Consider the following 19,922-nt stretch of genomic DNA (forward strand, 5'->3'; position numbering starts at 1 on the left):
ATTTATTATTCCTCAACTGAACCGCCAGCAGCTTCAATTGCTGCTTTAGCACCTTTAGTTACACGTAAACCACGAACAACTACAGCACCTTTTACTTCACCTGCTAAAATAACTTTAGCAAATTGAATATCTTTAGTAAGTACGTTAGCTGCTTTTAATGATTCTAAAGTGACTACACCGCCTTCTACTTTACTTAATTCGTTTAAACGAACTTCAGCAGTTACCGCAGATTTCATTGAAGTGAAACCAAACTTCGGTAAACGACGATATAAAGGCATCTGACCACCCTCGAAACCACGACGAACACCGCCGCCTGTACGAGATTTTTGACCTTTGTGACCACGACCACCTGTTTTACCTAAACCAGAACCAATACCGCGACCTAAGCGTTTAGTGCTATGTTTAGCACCTTCAGCTGGTGATAGAGTATTTAAACGCATCTTATTACTCCTCCACTTTAACCATGTATGAAACTTGGTTAATCATACCACGTACTGCTGGAGTATCGATTAACTCAACAGTATGATGCATACGGCGAAGACCAAGACCACGTAACGTAGCTTTATGCTTCGGTAAACGAGCAATAGAACTACGAACTTGAGTTACTTTAATAGTTTTAGCCATTATCAATTACCCCAAGATTTCATCAACGGTTTTGCCACGTTTTGCAGCAACCATTTCTGGTGATTTCATATTTGCTAGTGCATCAATAGTTGCACGAACAACGTTAATTGGGTTGGTTGAACCATAAGCTTTAGATAAAACGTTACGAACACCTGCTACTTCTAACACTGCACGCATTGCACCACCTGCGATGATACCTGTACCTTCGCTAGCTGGTTGCATAAATACACGAGAACCAGTATGAGAACCTTTAATTGGGTGTTGTAATGTACCTTCATGTAAAGCTACATTGATCATATTGCGACGTGCTTTTTCCATCGCTTTTTGGATTGCTGCCGGAACTTCGCGCGCTTTACCATATCCAAAACCTACACGACCGTTACCATCGCCTACTACAGTTAATGCAGTAAAGCTCATAATACGACCACCTTTAACAGTTTTTGATACACGGTTTACCGCGATTAGCTTCTCTTGCAGTTCACCAGCTTGTTTTTCGATGTTTGCCATCTAAAATTACCTCTATTAGAACTGTAGACCAGCTTCACGGGCAGCGTCCGCTAAAGTTTGGACACGACCATGATATTTAAAACCAGAACGATCAAAAGCAACGTCTTTAACGCCTTTTGCTAATGCTCTTTCTGCAACAGCTTTACCAACGACTGCTGCTGCATCTTTATTTCCGGTATATTTCACTTGCTCACTAATTACTTTTTCAACAGTTGAAGCAGCGGCAAGAACTTCTGAACCGTTCGGTGCAATGACTTGTGCGTAAATATGACGCGGAGTACGGTGAATAACTAAACGAGTTACACCTTGCTCTCTCATCATATGGCGTGCACGAGCTGCACGACGGATACGAGCTGATTTCTTATCCATAGTGTTACCTTAATTATTTTTTCTTAGCCTCTTTGATACGTACCACTTCATCAGCGTAACGTACCCCTTTACCTTTATAAGGCTCAGGACGGCGATAAGCACGAATATCTGCAGCAACTTGACCGATTAGCTGTTTGTCTGCACCTTTTAACACGATTTCTGTTTGAGATGGACATTCAGCTGTAATACCTGCTGGTAAAGCGTGCTCCACAGGGTGAGAGAAACCTAAACTTAAAGCAACTGTATTGCCTTTAATTTGTGCTCTATAACCTACACCCACCAATTGTAACTTCTTAGTGAAGCCTTCAGTAACACCGATAACCATTGCATTAACTAACGCACGTGCAGTTCCTGCTTGTGCATCTGCTCCAACAATACCTTCACGTGGAGAAAAAGTTAATTCGTTATTATCTTGTTTAACTTCAACTGCGTTATGAATGGTACGAGATAACTCACCATTTTTTCCTTTAACTGTTAGTAGCTGACCGTCAAGTTTAACCTCAACGCCGGCAGGAATACTAACAGGTGCTTTTGCAACACGAGACATTTTCCTACCTCTCTATTAAGCTACGTAACAGATAATCTCACCGCCTAAACCCGCTTGACGAGCGGCGCGGTCAGTCATCACACCTTTAGATGTAGATACAACAGCGACACCTAAACCACCCATTACTTTTGGTAATTCGTCTTTACGTTTATAAATACGTAGACCTGGGCGGCTAACACGTTGAATGCTTTCTACAACTGGTTTGCCTTGGAAATATTTTAAAGTAATTTCCAACTCTGGTTTAACACCATCTAAAACTTTAACGCTTTCAATATAACCTTCTTCAGCTAATACATTGGCAATTGCCACTTTTAGCTTGGATGAAGGCATACTGACCGCAACTTTGTTCGCAGCTTGACCGTTGCGAATGCGAGTCAACATATCTGCGATTGGATCTTGCATACTCATTGTATTTTTACTCCGATTCCAAAATAAAGTGGTAAATTACCAACTAGCTTTCTTAAGGCCTGGGATTTCACCGCGCATTGCAGCTTCACGCACCTTAATACGGCTTAAACCAAACTTACGAAGAACACCGTGTGGGCGTCCAGTTTGGCGGCAACGGTTACGCTGACGGCTTGGGCTAGAATCACGTGGTAAAGTTTGTAACTTTAACACTGCATTCCAACGATCTTCGTCAGAGGCATTTACATCTGAAATGATCTGTTTTAATTCAACACGTTTTGTGTAGAATTTTTCAGCGAGTTTTACACGTTTTACATCACGTGCTTTCATTGATTGTTTAGCCATGATAACCTGCCTTATTTACGGAATGGGAAATTAAAGGCAGCAAGTAGTGCTTGACCTTCTTCATCACTTTTCGCAGTTGTGGTGATAGTAATATCTAAACCACGTACACGATCCACTTTATCATAATCGATTTCAGGGAAGATGATTTGCTCACGCACACCCATGCTGTAATTACCACGACCATCAAATGATTTCGCGCTTAAACCGCGGAAGTCACGGATACGTGGAACAGCAATTGTAATTAAACGTTCAAAGAACTCCCACATACGTTCGCCACGTAGTGTTACTTTACAACCGATTGGATATCCCTGACGGATTTTAAAGCCTGCAACAGATTTGCGTGCTTTTGTAATCAAAGGTTTCTGACCGCTAATTGCTGCTAAATCCGCTACTGCGTTATCTAGCAATTTCTTATCGGTCAATGCTTCACCCACACCCATATTTAGGGTTATCTTTTCGATTCGTGGGACTTGCATGACAGATTTGTAGTTGAATTTTTCTTTCAATTCATTCACTACTTGATCTCTGTAGTAATCATGCAGTTTCGCCATCGCATTACTCCAGTTTATTAAATGATTTCATTGTTAGACTTGAAGAAACGTACTTTTTTACCGTCTTCAAATCTAAAACCTACACGGTCAGCTTTATTTGTTTTTGGGTTAAAAATAGCAACATTTGATGCATCAATTGCCGCTTCTTTCTTCACTAAACCACCTTCTTTGCCTAACGCAGGAACTGGTTTTTCATGTTTAGTGATGATATTTACACCTTCAACAATCACTTTACCATTTGGTAACACTTGAGTTACCTTGCCACGCTTGCCTTTGCTTTTGCCAGCAAGCACGATTACTTCATCGTTTTGACGAATTTTTGCAGCCATTTGTCACTTCTCCCTTACAGTACTTCTGGCGCCAAAGAGATGATTTTCATAAACTTCTCAGAACGAAGTTCACGAGTCACCGGTCCAAAAATACGAGTACCGATTGGTTGCTCTGTGTTATTGTTTAAAATTACACATGCGTTACCATCGAAGCGAATGACTGATCCATCTGGGCGACGAACACCCTTCTTGGTGCGCACAACAACTGCTTTTAATACATCACCTTTTTTCACTTTACCGCGAGGAATTGCTTCTTTCACAGTAATTTTGATGATATCACCAATAGCAGCGTAACGACGGTGCGATCCACCTAGAACCTTGATACACATTACACTGCGAGCGCCTGAGTTATCAGCAACGTCCAGCATAGTCTGTTCTTGGATCATCTTAGTACTCCGCTAAAATTAATAAAACCCTTTCGGGACGAACTTATCTGCATAGGCAGATAGGGCGTGGATTTTACCACATGGGACAATAAAAAAGCAAATATAAAGTGCGGTTAAAAAACAGAAAGTTTTAATTCCTCACACTATTTGCAATACATTTTATTCTTCCTACTTCATGTTATAAAAAAGCCAACAGTAAATTACTATTGGCTTTTCCATTTTATGTTGAGCTGATATTAAGCAATTACTGCTTTTTCAACTACACGAACTAAAGTCCATGATTTCGTTTTAGAGAGTGGACGACACTCTTTAATTTCAACGACATCACCTAATTTAGCTTCGTTATTTTCGTCATGCACATGTAATTTAGTTGTGCGACGGATAAACTTACCGTAAAGTGGGTGTTTAACCTTGCGTTCAATAGCAACAACGAACGATTTGTCCATTTTGTCGCTAACTACTTTACCTTGCACGCTACGAATTTTATCAGTCATTACTCACCCGCCTTTTCGGTTAACACAGTTTTTACTTGTGCAATACTACGACGCACTTGTTTTAACTGATGGGTTTGTTGAAGCTGACCGGTGGCTGCTTGCATACGCAACTTGAATTGCTCACCTAACAAGTTAACCAATTCAGCATTCAGCTCTTCAACACTTTTTGTACGTAGTTCTTGAGCTTTCATTACATCACCGTCTTAGTTACGAAAGTGGTCTTAATTGGCAATTTAGCAGCTGCTAATGCAAATGCATTTCTTGCGATCTCTTCAGACACACCATCCATTTCATATAGTACTTTACCCGGCTGGATTAAGGCTACCCAGTACTCAACGTTACCTTTACCTTTACCCATACGGACTTCTAATGGTTTTTCAGTAATTGGTTTATCTGGGAATACACGGATCCAGATTTTACCTTGACGTTTAACCGCACGAGTCATCGCACGACGTGCTGCCTCAATTTGGCGAGCTGTTAAACGACCACGGCCAACTGCTTTCAAACCGAAGGTACCGAAGCTTACTTCTGTACCTGCTGCAATACCACGGTTACGACCTTTGTGGACTTTGCGGAATTTTGTACGTTTTGGTTGCAACATCTAGCGATTCTCCTTACTTACGACCTTTGCCGCGTGGTGCCTTTTTAGGCTTGTCAGCAGGTTGTTGTTCTGGTTGCGCGATTGCAGCCATTCCACCGAGGATTTCACCTTTGAAGATCCATACTTTAATACCGATTACACCGTATGTAGTATGTGCTTCAGCAGTGTTATAGTCGATGTCCGCACGTAATGTATGTAGAGGTACACGACCTTCACGATACCATTCAGAACGTGCAATTTCTGCACCACCTAAACGACCGCTTACTTCAACTTTGATACCTTTAGCACCTAAACGCATTGCATTTTGTACCGCACGTTTCATTGCACGACGGAACATAACACGACGTTCTAATTGAGAAGCGATGCTATCTGCAACTAATTTTGCATCTAATTCAGGTTTTTTCACTTCAGCAATGTTGATTTGAGCTGGAACGCCTGCGATAGCCGCAACTGCGTTACGTAATTTTTCAACATCTTCGCCTTTTTTACCGATAACGATACCTGGACGAGCTGTGTGAATTGTGACGCGGATGCTTTTTGCTGGACGCTCAATAGTGATACGTGAAACTGAAGCATTCGCTAATTCTTTATTCAAGAATTTACGTACTTTGAAATCGCCATCTAAGTTAGACGCGAAATCTTGTGTATTCGCAAACCAAGTAGAGCTCCAAGGCTTAACAATACCTAGGCGAATACCATGTGGATGTACTTTTTGACCCATTGCTATTCCTCTACTTATTAACGATCTGACACGACCACAGTAATGTGGCTAGTACGTTTTAAAATACGATCTGCACGACCTTTAGCACGTGGCATAACACGTTTCATGCTTGGACCTTCATCTACGAAAATCTTCGCTACTTTAAGATCATCGATATCTGCACCGTCATTATGCTCTGCGTTAGCGATTGCTGACTCAAGCACTTTCTTCACTAAAGCCGCAGCTTTTTTGTTAGTGTAAGTTAAGATTTCTAATGCTTGGTTGACTTTCTTACCACGGATTAAATCCGCAACTAAGCGAGCTTTTTGCGCTGAAGTGCGAGCGTAACGATGTTTTGCAATAGTTTCCATCTTTTACCCCTTACTTCTTAGCTTTCTTATCCGCAGCGTGACCGCGGTAAGTACGAGTCGGTGCAAATTCACCTAATTTATGACCGATCATTTCATCAGATACATAAACAGGAACGTGCTGACGACCATTATGGACTGCGATGGTCAATCCGATCATTGATGGAATGATCATTGAACGACGGGACCAAGTTTTAATTGGTTTTTTATCCCCGCTTTCCACCGCCTTCTCTACCTTCTTCAACAAGTGTAGGTCAAGGAAAGGACCCTTCTTGAGAGAACGTGGCATGGCTAATCCTCTTTATTAATTAATATTATTTACCACGACGACGTACGATGAATTTATCAGTACGTTTGTTATGGCGAGTTTTCTTACCTTTAGTTTGAACGCCCCAAGGTGTGACTGGGTGTTTACCAAAGTTACGACCTTCACCACCACCGTGTGGGTGATCTACTGGGTTCATTGCTGTACCACGAACTGTTGGGCGAACGCCTCTCCAGCGGTTAGCACCTGCTTTACCCAATACGCGAAGCATGTGTTCTGAGTTACCGACTTCACCAATGGTTGCTGTACACTCGGATAATACTTTACGCATTTCGCCTGAACGAAGACGTAAAGTTACATAGTTACCTTCACGAGCGATAATTTGTACATAAGCACCAGCTGAACGAGCGATTTGACCGCCTTTACCTGGTTTTAATTCAACGTTATGTACTGTTGAACCAACTGGGATATTACGCATTGGTAACGCGTTACCCACTTTAATTGGTGCATTTGCACCAGCTTGGATTGTATCGCCTGCAGATAGACCTTTAGGTGCTAAGATATAGCGGCGTTCACCATCTTTATAAAGCACTAAAGCGATATTTGCAGAACGGTTAGGGTCATATTCAAGACGCTCAACAACCGCTGGAATATCTAACTTGTTACGTTTGAAATCGATTAAACGGTAATGTTGTTTATGACCACCACCAATATGGCGAGTAGTAATACGTCCGAAATTGTTACGACCACCTGTTTTAGATTTAGTATCTAAAAGTGGTGCGTAAGGTTTGCCCTTGTGTAATTCAGGGTTCACGATTTTAACAACGTGACGACGACCAGCGGAGGTCGGCTTACATTTAACGATAGCCATTATCTTCTACTCCTCCGAATTACTCTGCACCTTCAACGAAGTCAAGTGATTGACCTTCTTGAAGAGTTACATAAGCTTTTTTCCAGTCACTGCGACGTCCCATTCTTGCACCGTGACGTTTAGTTTTACCTTTAACTACAACGGTACGAACAGAATCCACTTTCACTTCAAATAATTGCTCAACAGCGTTAGCAATTTCAACTTTATTTGCATCTAAAGCCACTTTGAAAACGATAGTGTTAGACTTCTCAGCGTTATTTGTTGCTTTTTCAGAGACATGTGGTGCTTTTAACACTTTTAGCAAACGTTCTTGTTGAATCATGCTAACATCTCCTCAATTTGTTTCACAGCATCAACAGTAACAACAACTTTATCGAATGCGATTAAGCTTACTGGATCAATACCTTGAACATCACGTACATCTACTTTGTAAAGGTTACGTGCTGCTAAGAATAGATTTTCATCTAAGCTTGCTGTGATGATTAACACATCTTCAAGTGCTAATTCTTTTAATTTTTGTACTAAAACTTTCGTTTTTGGTGCATCAACTTCGAACTTCTCAACCACCACTAAACGGTCTTGACGAACAAGTTCAGAAAGAATGCTTTTGATTGCACCACGGTACATTTTCTTGTTCACTTTTTGGCTGTGATCTTGTGGTTTAGCTGCGAAAGTTACACCACCTGAACGCCAGATTGGTGATTTGATATCACCTGAACGAGCACGACCTGTACCTTTTTGACGCCAAGGTTTTTTACCTGAACCAGACACTTCAGCACGAGTTTTTTGTGCACGAGAACCTTGACGAGCACCTGCTGCATAAGCAACAACAACTTGGTGAATCAATGCTTCGTTGAACTCACGTCCGAAGGTAGTTTCAGAAACAGTTAGTGCGTTTGCACCTACAACTTGTAATTCCATCTCTATCTCCTGACTTATGCTTTAACTGCTGGTTTAACGATAACATCACCATTAGTTGCACCAGGAACGGCACCTTTCACTAATAGTAATTTACGCTCAGCATCAACACGAACAACTTCAAGTGATTGAACGGTTACACGCTCAGCACCTAAGTGTCCTGCCATTTTTTTACCTTTAAACACACGACCTGGGGTTTGGTTTTGACCAATAGAACCCAACACACGGTGTGATAAAGAGTTACCATGAGTAGCATCTTGAGTACGGAAATTCCAGCGTTTAACACCGCCAGCAAAACCTTTACCTTTAGAAGTACCAGTAACATCAACTTTTTTAACATCAGCGAAGATGTCAACATTAATTTCTTGACCTAAAGTGAATTCTTCACCTTCAGTAGTACGAAATTCCCATAAACCGCGACCAGCTTCAACACCTGCTTTCACGAAATGACCAGCTTCTGGCTTCGTTACACGACTTGCTTTTTTAGAGCCAGTGGTAACTTGAATTGCAGAATAGCCATCTGTTTCTACAGTTTTAACTTGAGTCACACGGTTGGCTTCAATTTCGATAACGGTAACTGGAATTGAAACGCCATCTTCATTGAAGATGCGAGTCATACCAACTTTACGACCGACTAAACCAATCATTGTAATAACCTCTTAATTAACCTAGGCTAATCTGCACGTCAACGCCGGCAGCTAGATCTAAACGCATTAATGCATCAACAGTTTTTTCTGTTGGCTCAACAATATCAACCAAACGTTTGTGAGTACGGATTTCGTATTGATCACGCGCGTCTTTGTTCACGTGTGGAGAAATCAACACGGTGAAACGCTCTTTACGAGTTGGTAACGGAATTGGACCACGAACTTGTGCACCAGTACGTTTAGCTGTTTCTACGATCTCCGCAGTAGACTGATCGATCAAACGGTGATCGAATGCTTTCAAGCGGATACGGATTCTTTGGTTCTGCATTAGACCAGAGCTCCAATCAAAATTTAGCTAATAAAAAACTAACACCAACACTTTTCTTACTTCTAAAAACGAAAAGGGGTGCAAGTTGACCTGTTTATAGTTTCCCAATCGGAAACATTTTACGTATTACCTATCGTAATACTCGTTTAATAAATGATTACATTAAACGGCTATCTGTAAGAAAGCTTGCGAATTTTACTGAAAACCACCGCACTTTGCAAGTCTTTTTCGTGATTAAATCGGATAAATCTCATCGTATGGGTGGTGAATATTTAGCAACACCCGATTTTGCGTTATAATTCGTTTCTCTTTTCTTATTCTTAATAAATCAATTAGCTATGTTTTCTCCACGGCAATTTAATAGCAAAGTGCGGTATGTTTTACATAAAAAATTACGTCAGACTCACCGTATTTCTCGTAAAAGTTTAGAATTTAGTGCCCTTTTAGTGGGTGCCGCTTTAGTCGCCCTTTTCTCTCTTGGTTTCGCTAAATTGGCGGATCTTGGGTTGGAATGGAATGCACATTGGAGTGCCCAATATCCCCTTGCGGTTTGGATTATTCTGCCCTCAAGTTTAGCATTGTTAGCATGGTTCACCGCAAAATACACGCCTTATGTGGCAGGCAGTGGCATCCCTCAAGTGATTGCCTCCATTAGTCTACCACACGGTAATAATAAACACCGTCTTGTGTCATTTTGGCAAACCCTTTGGAAAATCCCACTGACCTTTTTGGCAATGCTAATCGGTGCATCCGTAGGGCGTGAAGGCCCTTCTGTGCAAGTAGGTGCGGCGGTGATGCTTGCATGGGGGAGTTTTTGTCGGAAAAAAGGCATTGCCTTTAATGGGCTAAGTGCCAATGAGCTGATGGCGACAGGGGCAGCAGGCGGATTGGCTGCGGCATTTAACGCCCCTTTGGCGGGGGTGATTTTTGCCATTGAAGAACTCGGGCGTGGGGTGTTATTACGTTGGGAGCGTCGAGTTTTATTAGGTGTTTTAGCCGCAGGGTTTATTTTAGTGGCGATTGAAGGCAATAATCCTTATTTTCCACACTATCATGGTGAAACCTCAGTGCCTTATATGTTTGTGTGGGTGGCATTATGTGGCGTGGTATGCGGTTTCTTTGGCGGTATTTTTGCTCGTTTATTAGCCAAAGGTTTAGCGGGTCTGTCGCCAGCAAAAATTCGAGGTTGGATTCGTCGCCATCCTATTTATGTGGCATTCATTTTAGGGCTATTTTTGGCTGCCCTAGGTACTTATACACAAGGTAAAACTTACGGCACAGGCTATTATGTCGTGGCAGATGCCCTTGATGGGCAAGCCCTCAGCAGTGAATTTGGGGTATTAAAACTCTTGTCCACTGTCGCCACCTATTGGACGGGCATTGCTGGGGGGATTTTTACTCCGTCGCTCACCACGGGAGCAGGGATTGGGGCACAAATCTGGTCAATGACAGGGGGAATGGTGGATCAACGCCTACTGGTTTTATTATGTATGGCGGGTTTTTTAGCGGGTGCCACACAGTCGCCTGTTACCGCCAGTGTGGTGGTGATGGAAATGACGGGTTGTCAGCCTGTTCTGTTTTGGTTATTGATTTGTTGCTTGGTTTCGTCCATTATTTCACGCCAATTTCATCCAAAACCTTTTTATCATTTTGCGGCGGGACGTTTTCGCCAACGCATTCAAGAAGACACAAGAGAATAAGAAAAATGATCCAAAATCAACCGCACTTTTATCGTGGCCGCTTTTCCGTTGCCCCAATGCTCGATTGGACAACCCGTCATTGTCGCTATTTCCATCGTCAATTTAGCCAGCATACTTTACTTTATACGGAAATGGTGACCACTGGGGCGATTCTTCATGCTAAATATGACCACCTTGCCTTTTCATCAACCGAAAATCCTGTGGCGTTGCAATTAGGGGGAAGTGATCCCGCCCAGCTTGCCCAATGTGCAAAAATGGCGGAACAACGTGGCTACAGTGAAATTAATCTAAATGTGGGTTGCCCGTCTGATCGGGTACAAAATGGTCTGTTCGGTGCTTGTTTAATGGCAAAGGCGGCGTTAGTTGCGGATTGTGTCAACGCCATGCAAGCGGAGGTCAATATTCCCGTGACGGTGAAAACTCGTATTGGTATTGATGAGTTAGACAGCTATGAGTTCTTATGTGATTTTGTGCAAAAAGTCCATGAGGGCGGCTGTCAGGAATTTATCATTCATGCACGTAAAGCTTGGCTTTCAGGCTTAAGCCCAAAAGAAAACCGTGAAATTCCCCCTTTAGATTATGAGCGGGTTTATCAACTCAAGCGGGATTTTCCTGATTTACAGATGAGCATTAATGGTGGGATTAAAACCCTTGAGGAAATACAACAGCATTTGCAACATATGGATGGCGTGATGGTTGGGCGTGAGGCATACCAAAACCCAAGTTTGTTGGGCTATATCGACCAAGCGTTATTTGATCCAACAAGTCCTATCGTGACAGCACGAGAAGCGGTGGAGAATATGTTTCCTTATATTGAACAACAACTCAGCCAAGGTGTGTATTTAAACCATATCGTTCGTCATATGCTTGGTGCGTTCCAAAGTTGTAAAGGGGCACGCCAATGGCGTCGTCATTTAAGTGAAAATGCCCATAAAGTAGGGGCAGGCTTGGAGGTCGTCGAAAAAGCATTAGGTTTTGTGGAAGCTTAACGCCTTAAAAAAGCAAACCATGAGCAAAAAAGTGCGGTGCGTTTTAATACTTTTTCAACATGCCCCGCACTTTTTTCATCTTCAAATAAATAAACTGGCATCGGGTTTTTTGCCACCAACAATTTTCGGATTCAGTTCATATAACGCAAGCATAAAGGCAAGAATTTCCTCTTGAATATCCGTTGAGCGTAAAGCACATAAGGCGGATGTGGCAAAAGCACGTTCCAATGCAGCGGCAGGGGCAGGCAGATAGGCGGTTGCCATGTCTGCCGCTTGAGCGGGATGTTGTGCAACCCAGTCCACCGCTTGCACTAAATCTTGCTGTAACGCCGCCAAAAAGGCAGATTGCTCGTGAAGCATATTTTCCGACACCATTAAACCTGCCTGTGGAATACCATGTTGAGTGCCAAAACTTTGGTTCCATACCTTTTCTAAACTAAAACTACGCACCACCTTGAGATGCTCTTGCTGACCTTTTAACAAAGCAACCGTTGCCAAGGGTTCGGGCAATAATGCATGGGGAAAATCTTTTTGTAAAAAGAAAGCAACGGCTTCTGGTGGCGTGGCGGTGTAAGTTATTTGATCAGATAGGGCAAAACCGTGCTTTTTCGCCAAAAGCTGCAACACTAAATCGGGCATATCTTGTTTAAATGGCATCACCAGTTTTTGTCCTGCCAGTTGTTTGAGTTCACTCAAGGCTTCCCCTTTAGACAGAATACTCAACAGCCCTTTCGTCATAATGTTATAAAGGTGTACCTTTTGCCCTTGTGCTCGGAAGTTGGCTGCCACATAACTTGGCACCACGCTAATTTGAATACTGCCATTGAGTAACCCTGCACGCAATTGATCAGGGTGTTGCCAACTTTTCACGGTAAAAGGCTGGAGGGTATGGGCATGCCCTATTTTTGCCGCCACAGCCAATAATACCGTAGGGCTGACTGGCGGCCCCCAAATAATCAGTGGTTCACGTGCAAAAAGAGGTGGAAAAACGGACAAAGCAGCACTTGCAACGCCAGCCTGCAATAAACGACGACGAGTAAGCATAATTTTCTCCTTAACGGTCGGAATCAATGATGAGGATAGGGCTTATTTATAGCTACAAATTGCAATAAAATTCAGTGGCTGTTTAGGGTGGTTAAAGGTTTTCACCATCTTTTTAAATTGTTCTCGATTTTCGGGCTTCATGCCGTTTTTAAGTATTTTTAAGCTACCCCACAGCCCTTCGTCATACAATAAGCCTTTGGGGGAAAGTAAGGTCATCTCACCAAATAGGCTTTTGAGGTGAACAAATCCTTGTTGTTTAAATAAATTCTCCCAGCCTTGTCGTGTCAGTGGCGTAACATTCAGATGAATGGCATCACGCATTTCGCTGAGTGTTTGCTCGCTCTCTTCCTCCACCAGCATGACATCTTGAGTTAATAAAACGCCATGGGGTTTTAATACACGAAAATACTCTGCCACAGCTTTTTGTTTGGCTTCCCAAGGCAACATGGTCAACATTGCCTCATTCAACACAATATCAAACTGTTGATCCGCAAAGGGTAATCTCGTGGCATTGGCTCGTTGTACATGAATTTTATCGGCAACACCCTGTTGCTGAATGTTGGCTTGGGCGTTTTCTAATGCTACTTCATCGAGATCAACCCCTTCTATCACACAACCAAATTGCTTGGCAATGCCAATGGCGGTTGTACCCATATTGCATGCCACTTCTAGCACGGTTTTCTGTGCGGTAAATTGTCCTTGTTCAATCAGCCATTCCGTCGCACGGCGACCACCAGGGCGAAGGCGAGTTTTCCCTAAACGGGCTAAAAAATGATGACCGACTTCTTCTTTACTCATAACTGCCTCTTGTGCAAACGACGCTTGCTTTTAATGGTAAAACCAACAACGCCACCAACATAATGTGAGCATTGCCCAATATAATGTCAGTCCCATCACCCCCTGAACTGCCGTGGCATACGATGTCGGGGTCCAACATCCCCATGCGATGCCAATAAAGCTCAACGCAAACAGCAGTAATCCGAGATAATAGAAAATCACGTAAGGATTGTGCCAAAGTGGAGCAAAATGCCATGCTTTTAACCGTGCAATCGCCATGCTAGCACAGGCTAAGGCGAGCCAGCTTTGTAAGGTGATGTCGGCATCACATAAGTGGGCAAGCCAAAAGATCACCAGTACGAAAACATGTGCCCGTGCTAAGACTCGATTTGGCATAAAGAAAACGCCTGTTTCATTGTCTAAATCTAAATTACCAATAAAACGCTCTTGTTCTGTACATAAAAACACACAGCCTAACAAAACACACAATGCGAAACTCATAATAATCTCGCATTATGTTGATGTAGTTCTTGCAATCTTGGGTGCAATAAAGCTTGTTGTTGCCATGTATGATCTCGTTGTGCATAAGGGGTATTGAAGACAATGGGAGACAGGTTTTGAGCGGGGCTGTCCGCAACACAATAAATACGCTGTGCCATACGTACGGCCTCTTGCATATCATGGGTCACCAACACCACGGCTAATCCTTGTTCAATATAATGTTGAATCAAGTCTTGTAGGCGATGCCGTAATTGGCTGTCCAGTGCAGAAAAAGGCTCGTCCATTAATAATAAATCGGGCTGCAAGATCAATGCCCTCGCTAAAGCCACTCGCTGTTTCATGCCGCCTGATAATTCATCAGGCAATTTTTCTGCATCTAACGGACTCAGCTGAAGACATTCAAGGGTGGCAAAAAGTTGGGCTTCCGATAAATCGGGTAAAATTAATTTCAGGTTTTCCCGCACGGATAACCAAGGTAAAAGTCGAGGCTCTTGAAATAAATAAGCCAGTCGCTTACTGACACTTAACACGTCGCCAAAAGACACGGGAATTAAACCCGCAATAGCACGCAACAACGTGGTTTTACCACAGCCTGACGCCCCAACCAAAACCACACATTCTCCACATTCCACTTGCATGGAAAAATCTTGAATAATGGTTTGCCCTGCCAATTTAAGGCACACTTCATTCAGTCTTAACATCATTCTCTCCCTGCAAGACATAACGCCGAATTGGCTCGAGTACCCCATATTCAATCAACATAATCAGACTGATAATCAGCAGAACATAAGCCATCACATCGGTGGTGTCTAACATTGCTCGTGCATTCGCAATGGCACTTCCCATACCATCATTACTGCCCAATAATTCCGCCATCACGGTCACCTTCAACCCCGATCCCACTGCCACAATCAAGGCGGGCAACATTTGACGAAAAATATAAGGACAATACAATTGGGTGAGCTGGCGAGAAAAAGGGATACGGTACACCTTCATCACTTCAATTAAATCCGTTGGGACCGAGCATAAACTCATTTGTGCAGCGGCAAAGACGAAAGGAAGTACGACAATCCATACCGTAAAAATGACGCTCGTATCTCCCATGTTGAACCAAAAAAGGGCTAATACGATCCAAATAATCGGTGGAATACCTAACAAAATGGTATTGATCGGACGCAATAACAACGCCATGGTTTTTGATAGCCCAGCCATAAAGCCCAATAACGAGCCACAACTCATGGCTAACAACAGTGCAAAACACCCCCGCCACAGGGTTGTCATAATATTGGCACGTTCAGCCCCTTGCGTGATCTCGTATACCCGATGCAATACAGCTTGAGGTGCAGGCATGACCATCGAACCCATTTGCTGATGGGTAAATTGCCATAAGGCTAAGCAAAGAAATATTGTTCCCAATGTGGCGAAAACGCCCCAAAGATAATCCAGCACCGCCCAAAGCCAAAAACGAGGGTGCGGTTTGCCATGTAACAAAAGCATTGCCACCTCATTTGATAATCATTATCAATTGAGGTAAATAATAATCACAAATTTTCTTGTTGACAATGTTTATTTATTAAACAAAAAGAGAGGAAAAGTGCGGTCCAATTTAAAAAAGTTTTAAAAACGACCGCACTTTCGTAAAAAGAAAAGAAGATAAAAAATAAGATGCACCACCGCACCTTATCTTTCTTCTATTGATTATGCACTACAGAATGTTTTCAAATTCTTCCATCACCCATTTCGGCCATACGCTAGATTGGACTTCACCAATATGTTTTTTCTGTAATAACAACATGACTAAACGGGATTGACCGATCCCACCGCCAATAGAAAGTGGCAAACGACCGTTAATTAAATCTTGGTGCCAGTCGAATTTTAAACGATCTTCATCACCTGTTAAGGCTAACTGAGTACGTAATGCGGTTTCATCCACACGGATACCCATTGAAGAAAGCTCAAACGCACGCTCTAAGATAGGGTTCCAAACTAAAATATCACCGTTTAACCCTTTGTATTCCCCTTCAGATGGCGTTGTCCAGTCATCATAATCTGGGGCACGCATATCGTGTGGTTTACCGTCTGATAATTTACCACCAATCCCAATTAAGAACACCGCACCATGTTCCTGACAAATGGCATTTTCACGCTCTTTATCGTTCATGTTTGGATAACGTTGCACTAATTCTTCACTGTGTACAAAGGTAATATCTGCAGGCAAGAAACGAGCTAAGCCAAATTTTTTGCTTACCGCTTCTTCTGTTTCCACAATCGCTTGATAAATTGAACGCACGGTTTCTTTTAAATAAGCAAGGTTACGACGACCTGCTGGGATCACTTTTTCCCAATCCCATTGATCCACAAACACAGAGTGGGTTTGATCTAACGAATCTTCATCAGGGCGTAATGCTTTCATATGAACAAATAACCCTTCGCTTTCTGCGAATCCAAAACGAGCAAGTGTATGGCGTTTCCATTTGGCTAAAGAGTGCACAACCTCAAAGCTTGCATCTGTGATCTGCTTCACATTTACTTGCACTGCTTTTTCTGTTCCTGAAAGATTATCTTGAATCCCATTGCCCACTTGGCTTAGGATAGGTCCTTGAACTTCAACAATACCTAAATGATCCGCTAACTTCTCAGTAAACGTGTTCTTTGCAAAGCTAATTTCTTGTTGTTGTAAAATAAATGATTTTTGCATTTTTATACCTTAAAAATAAATACACTTCAAACTTGTTGGATATTATTTAATATTTAATGCCCATTATTCAATAGCTTTTTTAAAAAAAGGGATTTAATATGAATATTATCAAAAATGATACAATATTTTTTAAATAAATTCTAAAACAGGAAGATATATGCACTCTATTGATAACTTAGATCAACAAATTTTGCGTGTTTTAACCAAGGATGCTCGTACACCCTATGCTGAAATGGCGAAAAACTTTGGCGTCAGTCCGGGCACAATTCATGTCCGTGTCGAAAAAATGCGTCAAGCTGGCATCATTGAAGGTACCAAAGTGCGGATTAATGAACGGAAATTAGGCTATGACGTTTGCTGTTTTATCGGGATCATTTTAAAAAGTGCAAAAGATTATGACAAAGTGATCAAAAAATTAGAAGCCTTTGATGAAGTGGTCGAAGCCTATTACACCACAGGCAACTACTCTATTTTTATTAAAGTCATGACCCATACCATTGCAGAACTTCATGCGGTATTGGCAACCAAAATTCAACTGATTGATGAAATTCAATCGACTGAAACCTTGATATCCATGCAAAATCCAATCTTGCGAGATATCAAACCTTAAAATACTTAAGCATAATTGAGGAGATAATATGTCGGAAGTATTCCATCTTGGTCTAACCAAGGCTATGTTAGAAGGTGCGACCCTTGCGATCACGCCCGGTGCCCCTGAACGTGTTGAGAAAATCGCACAATTATTGGATCGTCCAAAATTTTTAGCGTCCACACGTGAATTTACTTCTTGGTTAGGCTACATCAATAATCAGGCGGTTGTCGTTTGCTCAACTGGCATCGGCGGTCCATCAGTCTCTATTGCCGTAGAAGAGCTCGCCCAATTAGGCGTGCGTACTTTCTTACGTATTGGTACCACAGGGGCGATTCAATCCCATATTAAAGTCGGCGATATTTTAATCACAACAGGTGCGGTGCGTTTAGATGGTGCAAGCTTGCACTTTGCCCCAATGGAATACCCTGCGGTGGCGAATTTTGAATGTACCAATGCACTTTACAAAGCCGCTATTGAAAATGCCAAACAACATGTTTATGTCGGCATTACCGCCTCTTCGGATACCTTCTATCCTGGTCAAGAACGCTATGATACTTATAGCGGTAAAGTATGGCGCCACTTCCAAGGCTCATTAAAACAATGGCAAGAACTCAATGTGATGAACTTTGAAATGGAATCCGCCACATTATTTACCATGTGTTCTGCACTGGGTCTGCGTGCAGGCATGATTGCTGGGGTGATTGTCAACCGCACACAACAAGAAATCCCAAATGAAGCCGCCCTAAAAGAGATTGAGAAGAATGCGGTAGAGGTTGTGGTCAAAGCAGCCGAATATCTTCTTTAATCTGATTCTTCCTATCAAAACGCTTGTTATATCGACAAGCGTTTTTTAAATCGCAAAAAAATGGAAAAATTGACCGCACTTTTTTGCTAGCTGAATCCTTTTAGATCTATACTTCAAATTGCACAAAAATTTACCTACTTTTCGTGCTGCTTTATCGCCTTTTCTTAACAAATTGGTTACAATAATCCGTTTGATGAGTGATTAACTATTAGTTGAGATTTTTTTATGACATCTTCTGCCCCAAATATTGGCTTTATTAGTCTTGGTTGCCCAAAAAACTTAGTGGATTCAGAGCGAATTCTGACCGAATTACGCACTGATGGTTATAACATTATTCCAAGTTATGAAAATGCCGATCTGGTGATTGTCAACACCTGTGGCTTTATTGACAGTGCCGTACAGGAATCCTTGGAAGCCATTGGTGAAGCCTTAGAAGAAAATGGCAAGGTGATTGTCACGGGGTGTTTGGGTGCCAAGGAAGATCGCATTCGTGAAGTGCACCCGAAAGTCCTTGAAGTGACAGGCCCTCACAGCTATGAAGCGGTGATGGAACAAGTGCATAAATACGTGCCAAAACCTGCCTATAACCCTTATACCACGTTAGTCCCGAAACAAGGGGTTAAATTAACACCGAAACATTATGCGTATTTAAAAATTTCAGAAGGTTGTGATCACCGTTGTACATTCTGCATCATTCCTTCTATGCGTGGCGATTTAGACAGTCGTGCCATTACGCAAATTTTAGATGAGGCAAAACGCTTAGTGGATGCAGGCGTGAAAGAATTATTAATTGTCTCGCAAGACACATCCGCCTATTCCTTAGATCAGGGGAAAGAAAACCAAAATAAAACGGTGTTCTGGAACGGCATGCCGATTAAGAATAATCTCATTAGCCTTTGTGAACAGCTCGGTAAACTCGGGGCTTGGGTACGCTTACATTATGTGTATCCTTACCCACATGTGGATGACTTAATTCCCTTAATGGCTGAAGGCAAAATCCTGCCTTATTTGGATATTCCATTACAACACGCCAGTCCAAAAGTCTTAAAAGCCATGAAACGCCCTGGATCTATCGATCGCACTTTAGAGCGAATCAAAAAATGGCGTGAAATTTGCCCAGAGCTAACGCTACGCTCCACCTTTATTGTCGGCTTCCCAGGTGAAACGGAAGAAGATTTTGAACTTTTATTATCGTTCTTAAAAGAAGCACAACTTGACCGCGTTGGTTGCTTTAAATTTAGTCCTGTTGAGGGGGCGGTGGCAACGGATATGCCAAACCAAGTCCCTGAATCGGTTAAAGAAGAACGTTTTCATCGTTTCATGCAATTACAACAGCAAATTTCTGCGGCTCGTCTGCAGCAGAAAGTAGGAAAAACCCTTGCGGTGATCATTGATGAAATCGATGAAGAAGGGATCGTTGGTCGTTCTATGGCTGATGCCCCTGAAATTGATGGTGTGGTTTACATTGAAAACCTAAGCCAAATAGCGGTTAAGGTTGGACAAATTATCAATGTCCAAATTACCCATGCAGATGAATATGATCTGTGGGGTTCATGTTAAT

The 19,922-nt window shown here is 42.3% G+C and carries 32 protein-coding genes; 5 read left to right on the forward strand and 27 right to left on the reverse strand.

Translation table 11 applies throughout. The annotated features are described in order from the left end of the window. Positions 1 to 5: 5 nt before the first annotated feature. The 21 genes from rplO to rpsJ form a co-directional block, all read right to left on the reverse strand. Entirely contained in the window at positions 6 to 440 is a 435-nt protein-coding gene (rplO, locus tag ACPEEM_RS09690; RefSeq protein ID WP_424406861.1) for a 50S ribosomal protein L15, read from the reverse strand. Between the two features lie 4 nt (positions 441 to 444). After that, positions 445 to 624, reverse strand: coding sequence for a 50S ribosomal protein L30 (gene rpmD / locus ACPEEM_RS09695; protein WP_103854522.1), 180 nt, complete (start codon positions 622 to 624; stop codon positions 445 to 447). A gap of 6 nt (positions 625 to 630) precedes the next feature. Beyond that, complete coding sequence (gene rpsE / locus ACPEEM_RS09700; RefSeq protein WP_424401926.1) at positions 631 to 1,131, reverse strand: 30S ribosomal protein S5; 501 nt, start codon at positions 1,129 to 1,131, stop codon at positions 631 to 633. 15 nt (positions 1,132 to 1,146) lie between these two features. Next, on the reverse strand, positions 1,147 to 1,500 hold the full coding sequence (gene rplR / locus ACPEEM_RS09705) for a 50S ribosomal protein L18 (RefSeq protein ID WP_424401927.1): 354 nt from the start codon (positions 1,498 to 1,500) through the stop codon (positions 1,147 to 1,149). A 13-nt stretch (positions 1,501 to 1,513) separates the two neighbouring features. After that, positions 1,514 to 2,047 (reverse strand): 50S ribosomal protein L6, encoded by a 534-nt coding sequence (gene rplF / locus ACPEEM_RS09710; RefSeq protein WP_424401928.1) that lies wholly within the window; start codon positions 2,045 to 2,047, stop codon positions 1,514 to 1,516. 15 nt (positions 2,048 to 2,062) lie between these two features. Beyond that, entirely contained in the window at positions 2,063 to 2,455 is a 393-nt protein-coding gene (gene rpsH / locus ACPEEM_RS09715) for a 30S ribosomal protein S8 (protein WP_424401929.1), read from the reverse strand. Between the two features lie 36 nt (positions 2,456 to 2,491). Further along, complete coding sequence (gene rpsN / locus ACPEEM_RS09720) at positions 2,492 to 2,797, reverse strand: 30S ribosomal protein S14 (protein ID WP_005764310.1); 306 nt, start codon at positions 2,795 to 2,797, stop codon at positions 2,492 to 2,494. A gap of 11 nt (positions 2,798 to 2,808) precedes the next feature. Next, positions 2,809 to 3,348 carry a 50S ribosomal protein L5 gene (rplE, locus tag ACPEEM_RS09725; RefSeq protein ID WP_005764312.1) on the reverse strand — a complete coding sequence of 180 codons (540 nt, stop codon included), beginning with the start codon at positions 3,346 to 3,348 and terminating at the stop codon, positions 2,809 to 2,811. A 17-nt stretch (positions 3,349 to 3,365) separates the two neighbouring features. After that, entirely contained in the window at positions 3,366 to 3,677 is a 312-nt protein-coding gene (gene rplX, locus ACPEEM_RS09730) for a 50S ribosomal protein L24 (RefSeq protein ID WP_424401930.1), read from the reverse strand. A gap of 14 nt (positions 3,678 to 3,691) precedes the next feature. Further along, entirely contained in the window at positions 3,692 to 4,063 is a 372-nt protein-coding gene (gene rplN / locus ACPEEM_RS09735; protein ID WP_005548786.1) for a 50S ribosomal protein L14, read from the reverse strand. A gap of 236 nt (positions 4,064 to 4,299) precedes the next feature. Beyond that, positions 4,300 to 4,557, reverse strand: coding sequence for a 30S ribosomal protein S17 (gene rpsQ, locus ACPEEM_RS09740; protein WP_005717923.1), 258 nt, complete (start codon positions 4,555 to 4,557; stop codon positions 4,300 to 4,302). Continuing rightward, positions 4,557 to 4,748 (reverse strand): 50S ribosomal protein L29, encoded by a 192-nt coding sequence (rpmC, locus tag ACPEEM_RS09745; protein WP_005717924.1) that lies wholly within the window; start codon positions 4,746 to 4,748, stop codon positions 4,557 to 4,559. Before rpmC ends, rpsQ begins: the two co-directional genes overlap by 1 nt. Then, entirely contained in the window at positions 4,748 to 5,158 is a 411-nt protein-coding gene (rplP, locus tag ACPEEM_RS09750; RefSeq protein WP_005717925.1) for a 50S ribosomal protein L16, read from the reverse strand. Before rplP ends, rpmC begins: the two co-directional genes overlap by 1 nt. Before the next feature lie 13 nt (positions 5,159 to 5,171). Continuing rightward, complete coding sequence (gene rpsC / locus ACPEEM_RS09755) at positions 5,172 to 5,879, reverse strand: 30S ribosomal protein S3 (protein WP_424401931.1); 708 nt, start codon at positions 5,877 to 5,879, stop codon at positions 5,172 to 5,174. 17 nt (positions 5,880 to 5,896) lie between these two features. Continuing rightward, a complete protein-coding gene (rplV, locus tag ACPEEM_RS09760) occupies positions 5,897 to 6,229 on the reverse strand; it encodes a 50S ribosomal protein L22 (protein WP_005717927.1) in 333 nt (110 codons plus the stop codon). A 10-nt stretch (positions 6,230 to 6,239) separates the two neighbouring features. After that, positions 6,240 to 6,515 (reverse strand): 30S ribosomal protein S19, encoded by a 276-nt coding sequence (gene rpsS, locus ACPEEM_RS09765; protein ID WP_005539416.1) that lies wholly within the window; start codon positions 6,513 to 6,515, stop codon positions 6,240 to 6,242. A gap of 25 nt (positions 6,516 to 6,540) precedes the next feature. Next, positions 6,541 to 7,362 carry a 50S ribosomal protein L2 gene (gene rplB, locus ACPEEM_RS09770; protein WP_424401932.1) on the reverse strand — a complete coding sequence of 274 codons (822 nt, stop codon included), beginning with the start codon at positions 7,360 to 7,362 and terminating at the stop codon, positions 6,541 to 6,543. A gap of 19 nt (positions 7,363 to 7,381) precedes the next feature. Then, on the reverse strand, positions 7,382 to 7,684 hold the full coding sequence (rplW, locus tag ACPEEM_RS09775) for a 50S ribosomal protein L23 (protein ID WP_005724030.1): 303 nt from the start codon (positions 7,682 to 7,684) through the stop codon (positions 7,382 to 7,384). Next, the gene (gene rplD, locus ACPEEM_RS09780; RefSeq protein ID WP_078239925.1) at positions 7,681 to 8,283 is read right to left on the reverse strand and encodes a 50S ribosomal protein L4; all 603 of its coding nucleotides are present in this window, start codon (positions 8,281 to 8,283) and stop codon (positions 7,681 to 7,683) included. Before rplD ends, rplW begins: the two co-directional genes overlap by 4 nt. A 14-nt stretch (positions 8,284 to 8,297) precedes the next feature. Then, entirely contained in the window at positions 8,298 to 8,927 is a 630-nt protein-coding gene (gene rplC / locus ACPEEM_RS09785) for a 50S ribosomal protein L3 (protein WP_005764326.1), read from the reverse strand. A 16-nt stretch (positions 8,928 to 8,943) separates the two neighbouring features. After that, a complete protein-coding gene (gene rpsJ, locus ACPEEM_RS09790) occupies positions 8,944 to 9,255 on the reverse strand; it encodes a 30S ribosomal protein S10 (protein ID WP_001181005.1) in 312 nt (103 codons plus the stop codon). Positions 9,256 to 9,593: 338 nt separating this feature from the next. Here rpsJ and ACPEEM_RS09795 point away from each other — a divergent pair, with 338 nt between their 5' ends. After that, entirely contained in the window at positions 9,594 to 10,955 is a 1,362-nt protein-coding gene (locus tag ACPEEM_RS09795; RefSeq protein WP_424406864.1) for a chloride channel protein, read from the forward strand. A gap of 5 nt (positions 10,956 to 10,960) precedes the next feature. Continuing rightward, on the forward strand, positions 10,961 to 11,944 hold the full coding sequence (dusA, locus tag ACPEEM_RS09800) for a tRNA dihydrouridine(20/20a) synthase DusA (protein WP_424406866.1): 984 nt from the start codon (positions 10,961 to 10,963) through the stop codon (positions 11,942 to 11,944). An 81-nt stretch (positions 11,945 to 12,025) separates the two neighbouring features. Here dusA and ACPEEM_RS09805 read toward each other — a convergent pair whose 3' ends face one another. The 6 genes from ACPEEM_RS09805 to asnA all read right to left on the reverse strand — a co-directional run bounded on the left by ACPEEM_RS09805 (position 12,026) and on the right by asnA (position 16,964). Next, positions 12,026 to 12,988 (reverse strand): ABC transporter substrate-binding protein, encoded by a 963-nt coding sequence (locus ACPEEM_RS09805; RefSeq protein ID WP_424401935.1) that lies wholly within the window; start codon positions 12,986 to 12,988, stop codon positions 12,026 to 12,028. A 42-nt stretch (positions 12,989 to 13,030) separates the two neighbouring features. Next, positions 13,031 to 13,786, reverse strand: a complete 756-nt coding sequence (locus ACPEEM_RS09810) for a class I SAM-dependent methyltransferase (RefSeq protein WP_424405050.1) — start codon at positions 13,784 to 13,786, stop codon at positions 13,031 to 13,033. 30 nt (positions 13,787 to 13,816) lie between these two features. Then, positions 13,817 to 14,266, reverse strand: a complete 450-nt coding sequence (locus tag ACPEEM_RS09815; RefSeq protein WP_424401937.1) for a hypothetical protein — start codon at positions 14,264 to 14,266, stop codon at positions 13,817 to 13,819. Continuing rightward, a complete protein-coding gene (locus tag ACPEEM_RS09820; protein WP_424401938.1) occupies positions 14,263 to 14,970 on the reverse strand; it encodes an ABC transporter ATP-binding protein in 708 nt (235 codons plus the stop codon). The genes ACPEEM_RS09815 and ACPEEM_RS09820 overlap by 4 nt, the downstream gene beginning before the upstream one ends. Further along, on the reverse strand, positions 14,951 to 15,763 hold the full coding sequence (locus ACPEEM_RS09825) for an ABC transporter permease (RefSeq protein WP_424401939.1): 813 nt from the start codon (positions 15,761 to 15,763) through the stop codon (positions 14,951 to 14,953). Before ACPEEM_RS09825 ends, ACPEEM_RS09820 begins: the two co-directional genes overlap by 20 nt. A gap of 208 nt (positions 15,764 to 15,971) precedes the next feature. After that, entirely contained in the window at positions 15,972 to 16,964 is a 993-nt protein-coding gene (gene asnA / locus ACPEEM_RS09830; protein WP_424401940.1) for an aspartate--ammonia ligase, read from the reverse strand. 157 nt (positions 16,965 to 17,121) lie between these two features. Here asnA and asnC point away from each other — a divergent pair, with 157 nt between their 5' ends. The 3 genes from asnC (at position 17,122) to rimO (ending at position 19,921) form a co-directional block, all read left to right on the forward strand. Then, positions 17,122 to 17,574: a transcriptional regulator AsnC gene (gene asnC / locus ACPEEM_RS09835; protein ID WP_424401941.1), complete on the forward strand. Its 453-nt coding sequence runs from the start codon at positions 17,122 to 17,124 to the stop codon at positions 17,572 to 17,574. A gap of 28 nt (positions 17,575 to 17,602) precedes the next feature. Continuing rightward, positions 17,603 to 18,361 carry a uridine phosphorylase gene (gene udp, locus ACPEEM_RS09840; RefSeq protein WP_424401942.1) on the forward strand — a complete coding sequence of 253 codons (759 nt, stop codon included), beginning with the start codon at positions 17,603 to 17,605 and terminating at the stop codon, positions 18,359 to 18,361. A gap of 225 nt (positions 18,362 to 18,586) precedes the next feature. Continuing rightward, positions 18,587 to 19,921 (forward strand): 30S ribosomal protein S12 methylthiotransferase RimO, encoded by a 1,335-nt coding sequence (gene rimO, locus ACPEEM_RS09845; protein WP_424401943.1) that lies wholly within the window; start codon positions 18,587 to 18,589, stop codon positions 19,919 to 19,921. Position 19,922: the final 1 nt, after the last annotated feature.

The sequence above is a fragment of the Pasteurella pantherarum genome (genome assembly GCF_049670885.1).
Classification (GTDB): Bacteria; Pseudomonadota; Gammaproteobacteria; order Enterobacterales; family Pasteurellaceae; genus Pasteurella.

Coding starts and splice junctions, on each gene's coding strand:
- rplO (WP_424406861.1), bottom strand. CDS start 440: ATGCGTTTAAATACTCTATCACCAGCTGAAGGTGCTAAACATAGCACT.
- rpmD (WP_103854522.1), bottom strand. CDS start 624: ATGGCTAAAACTATTAAAGTAACTCAAGTTCGTAGTTCTATTGCTCGT.
- rpsE (WP_424401926.1), bottom strand. CDS start 1,131: ATGGCAAACATCGAAAAACAAGCTGGTGAACTGCAAGAGAAGCTAATC.
- rplR (WP_424401927.1), bottom strand. CDS start 1,500: ATGGATAAGAAATCAGCTCGTATCCGTCGTGCAGCTCGTGCACGCCAT.
- rplF (WP_424401928.1), bottom strand. CDS start 2,047: ATGTCTCGTGTTGCAAAAGCACCTGTTAGTATTCCTGCCGGCGTTGAG.
- rpsH (WP_424401929.1), bottom strand. CDS start 2,455: ATGAGTATGCAAGATCCAATCGCAGATATGTTGACTCGCATTCGCAAC.
- rpsN (WP_005764310.1), bottom strand. CDS start 2,797: ATGGCTAAACAATCAATGAAAGCACGTGATGTAAAACGTGTAAAACTC.
- rplE (WP_005764312.1), bottom strand. CDS start 3,348: ATGGCGAAACTGCATGATTACTACAGAGATCAAGTAGTGAATGAATTG.
- rplX (WP_424401930.1), bottom strand. CDS start 3,677: ATGGCTGCAAAAATTCGTCAAAACGATGAAGTAATCGTGCTTGCTGGC.
- rplN (WP_005548786.1), bottom strand. CDS start 4,063: ATGATCCAAGAACAGACTATGCTGGACGTTGCTGATAACTCAGGCGCT.
- rpsQ (WP_005717923.1), bottom strand. CDS start 4,557: ATGACTGATAAAATTCGTAGCGTGCAAGGTAAAGTAGTTAGCGACAAA.
- rpmC (WP_005717924.1), bottom strand. CDS start 4,748: ATGAAAGCTCAAGAACTACGTACAAAAAGTGTTGAAGAGCTGAATGCT.
- rplP (WP_005717925.1), bottom strand. CDS start 5,158: ATGTTGCAACCAAAACGTACAAAATTCCGCAAAGTCCACAAAGGTCGT.
- rpsC (WP_424401931.1), bottom strand. CDS start 5,879: ATGGGTCAAAAAGTACATCCACATGGTATTCGCCTAGGTATTGTTAAG.
- rplV (WP_005717927.1), bottom strand. CDS start 6,229: ATGGAAACTATTGCAAAACATCGTTACGCTCGCACTTCAGCGCAAAAA.
- rpsS (WP_005539416.1), bottom strand. CDS start 6,515: ATGCCACGTTCTCTCAAGAAGGGTCCTTTCCTTGACCTACACTTGTTG.
- rplB (WP_424401932.1), bottom strand. CDS start 7,362: ATGGCTATCGTTAAATGTAAGCCGACCTCCGCTGGTCGTCGTCACGTT.
- rplW (WP_005724030.1), bottom strand. CDS start 7,684: ATGATTCAACAAGAACGTTTGCTAAAAGTGTTAAAAGCACCACATGTC.
- rplD (WP_078239925.1), bottom strand. CDS start 8,283: ATGGAATTACAAGTTGTAGGTGCAAACGCACTAACTGTTTCTGAAACT.
- rplC (WP_005764326.1), bottom strand. CDS start 8,927: ATGATTGGTTTAGTCGGTCGTAAAGTTGGTATGACTCGCATCTTCAAT.
- rpsJ (WP_001181005.1), bottom strand. CDS start 9,255: ATGCAGAACCAAAGAATCCGTATCCGCTTGAAAGCATTCGATCACCGT.
- ACPEEM_RS09795 (WP_424406864.1), top strand. CDS start 9,594: ATGTTTTCTCCACGGCAATTTAATAGCAAAGTGCGGTATGTTTTACAT.
- dusA (WP_424406866.1), top strand. CDS start 10,961: ATGATCCAAAATCAACCGCACTTTTATCGTGGCCGCTTTTCCGTTGCC.
- ACPEEM_RS09805 (WP_424401935.1), bottom strand. CDS start 12,988: ATGCTTACTCGTCGTCGTTTATTGCAGGCTGGCGTTGCAAGTGCTGCT.
- ACPEEM_RS09810 (WP_424405050.1), bottom strand. CDS start 13,786: ATGAGTAAAGAAGAAGTCGGTCATCATTTTTTAGCCCGTTTAGGGAAA.
- ACPEEM_RS09815 (WP_424401937.1), bottom strand. CDS start 14,266: ATGAGTTTCGCATTGTGTGTTTTGTTAGGCTGTGTGTTTTTATGTACA.
- ACPEEM_RS09820 (WP_424401938.1), bottom strand. CDS start 14,970: ATGATGTTAAGACTGAATGAAGTGTGCCTTAAATTGGCAGGGCAAACC.
- ACPEEM_RS09825 (WP_424401939.1), bottom strand. CDS start 15,763: ATGCTTTTGTTACATGGCAAACCGCACCCTCGTTTTTGGCTTTGGGCG.
- asnA (WP_424401940.1), bottom strand. CDS start 16,964: ATGCAAAAATCATTTATTTTACAACAACAAGAAATTAGCTTTGCAAAG.
- asnC (WP_424401941.1), top strand. CDS start 17,122: ATGCACTCTATTGATAACTTAGATCAACAAATTTTGCGTGTTTTAACC.
- udp (WP_424401942.1), top strand. CDS start 17,603: ATGTCGGAAGTATTCCATCTTGGTCTAACCAAGGCTATGTTAGAAGGT.
- rimO (WP_424401943.1), top strand. CDS start 18,587: ATGACATCTTCTGCCCCAAATATTGGCTTTATTAGTCTTGGTTGCCCA.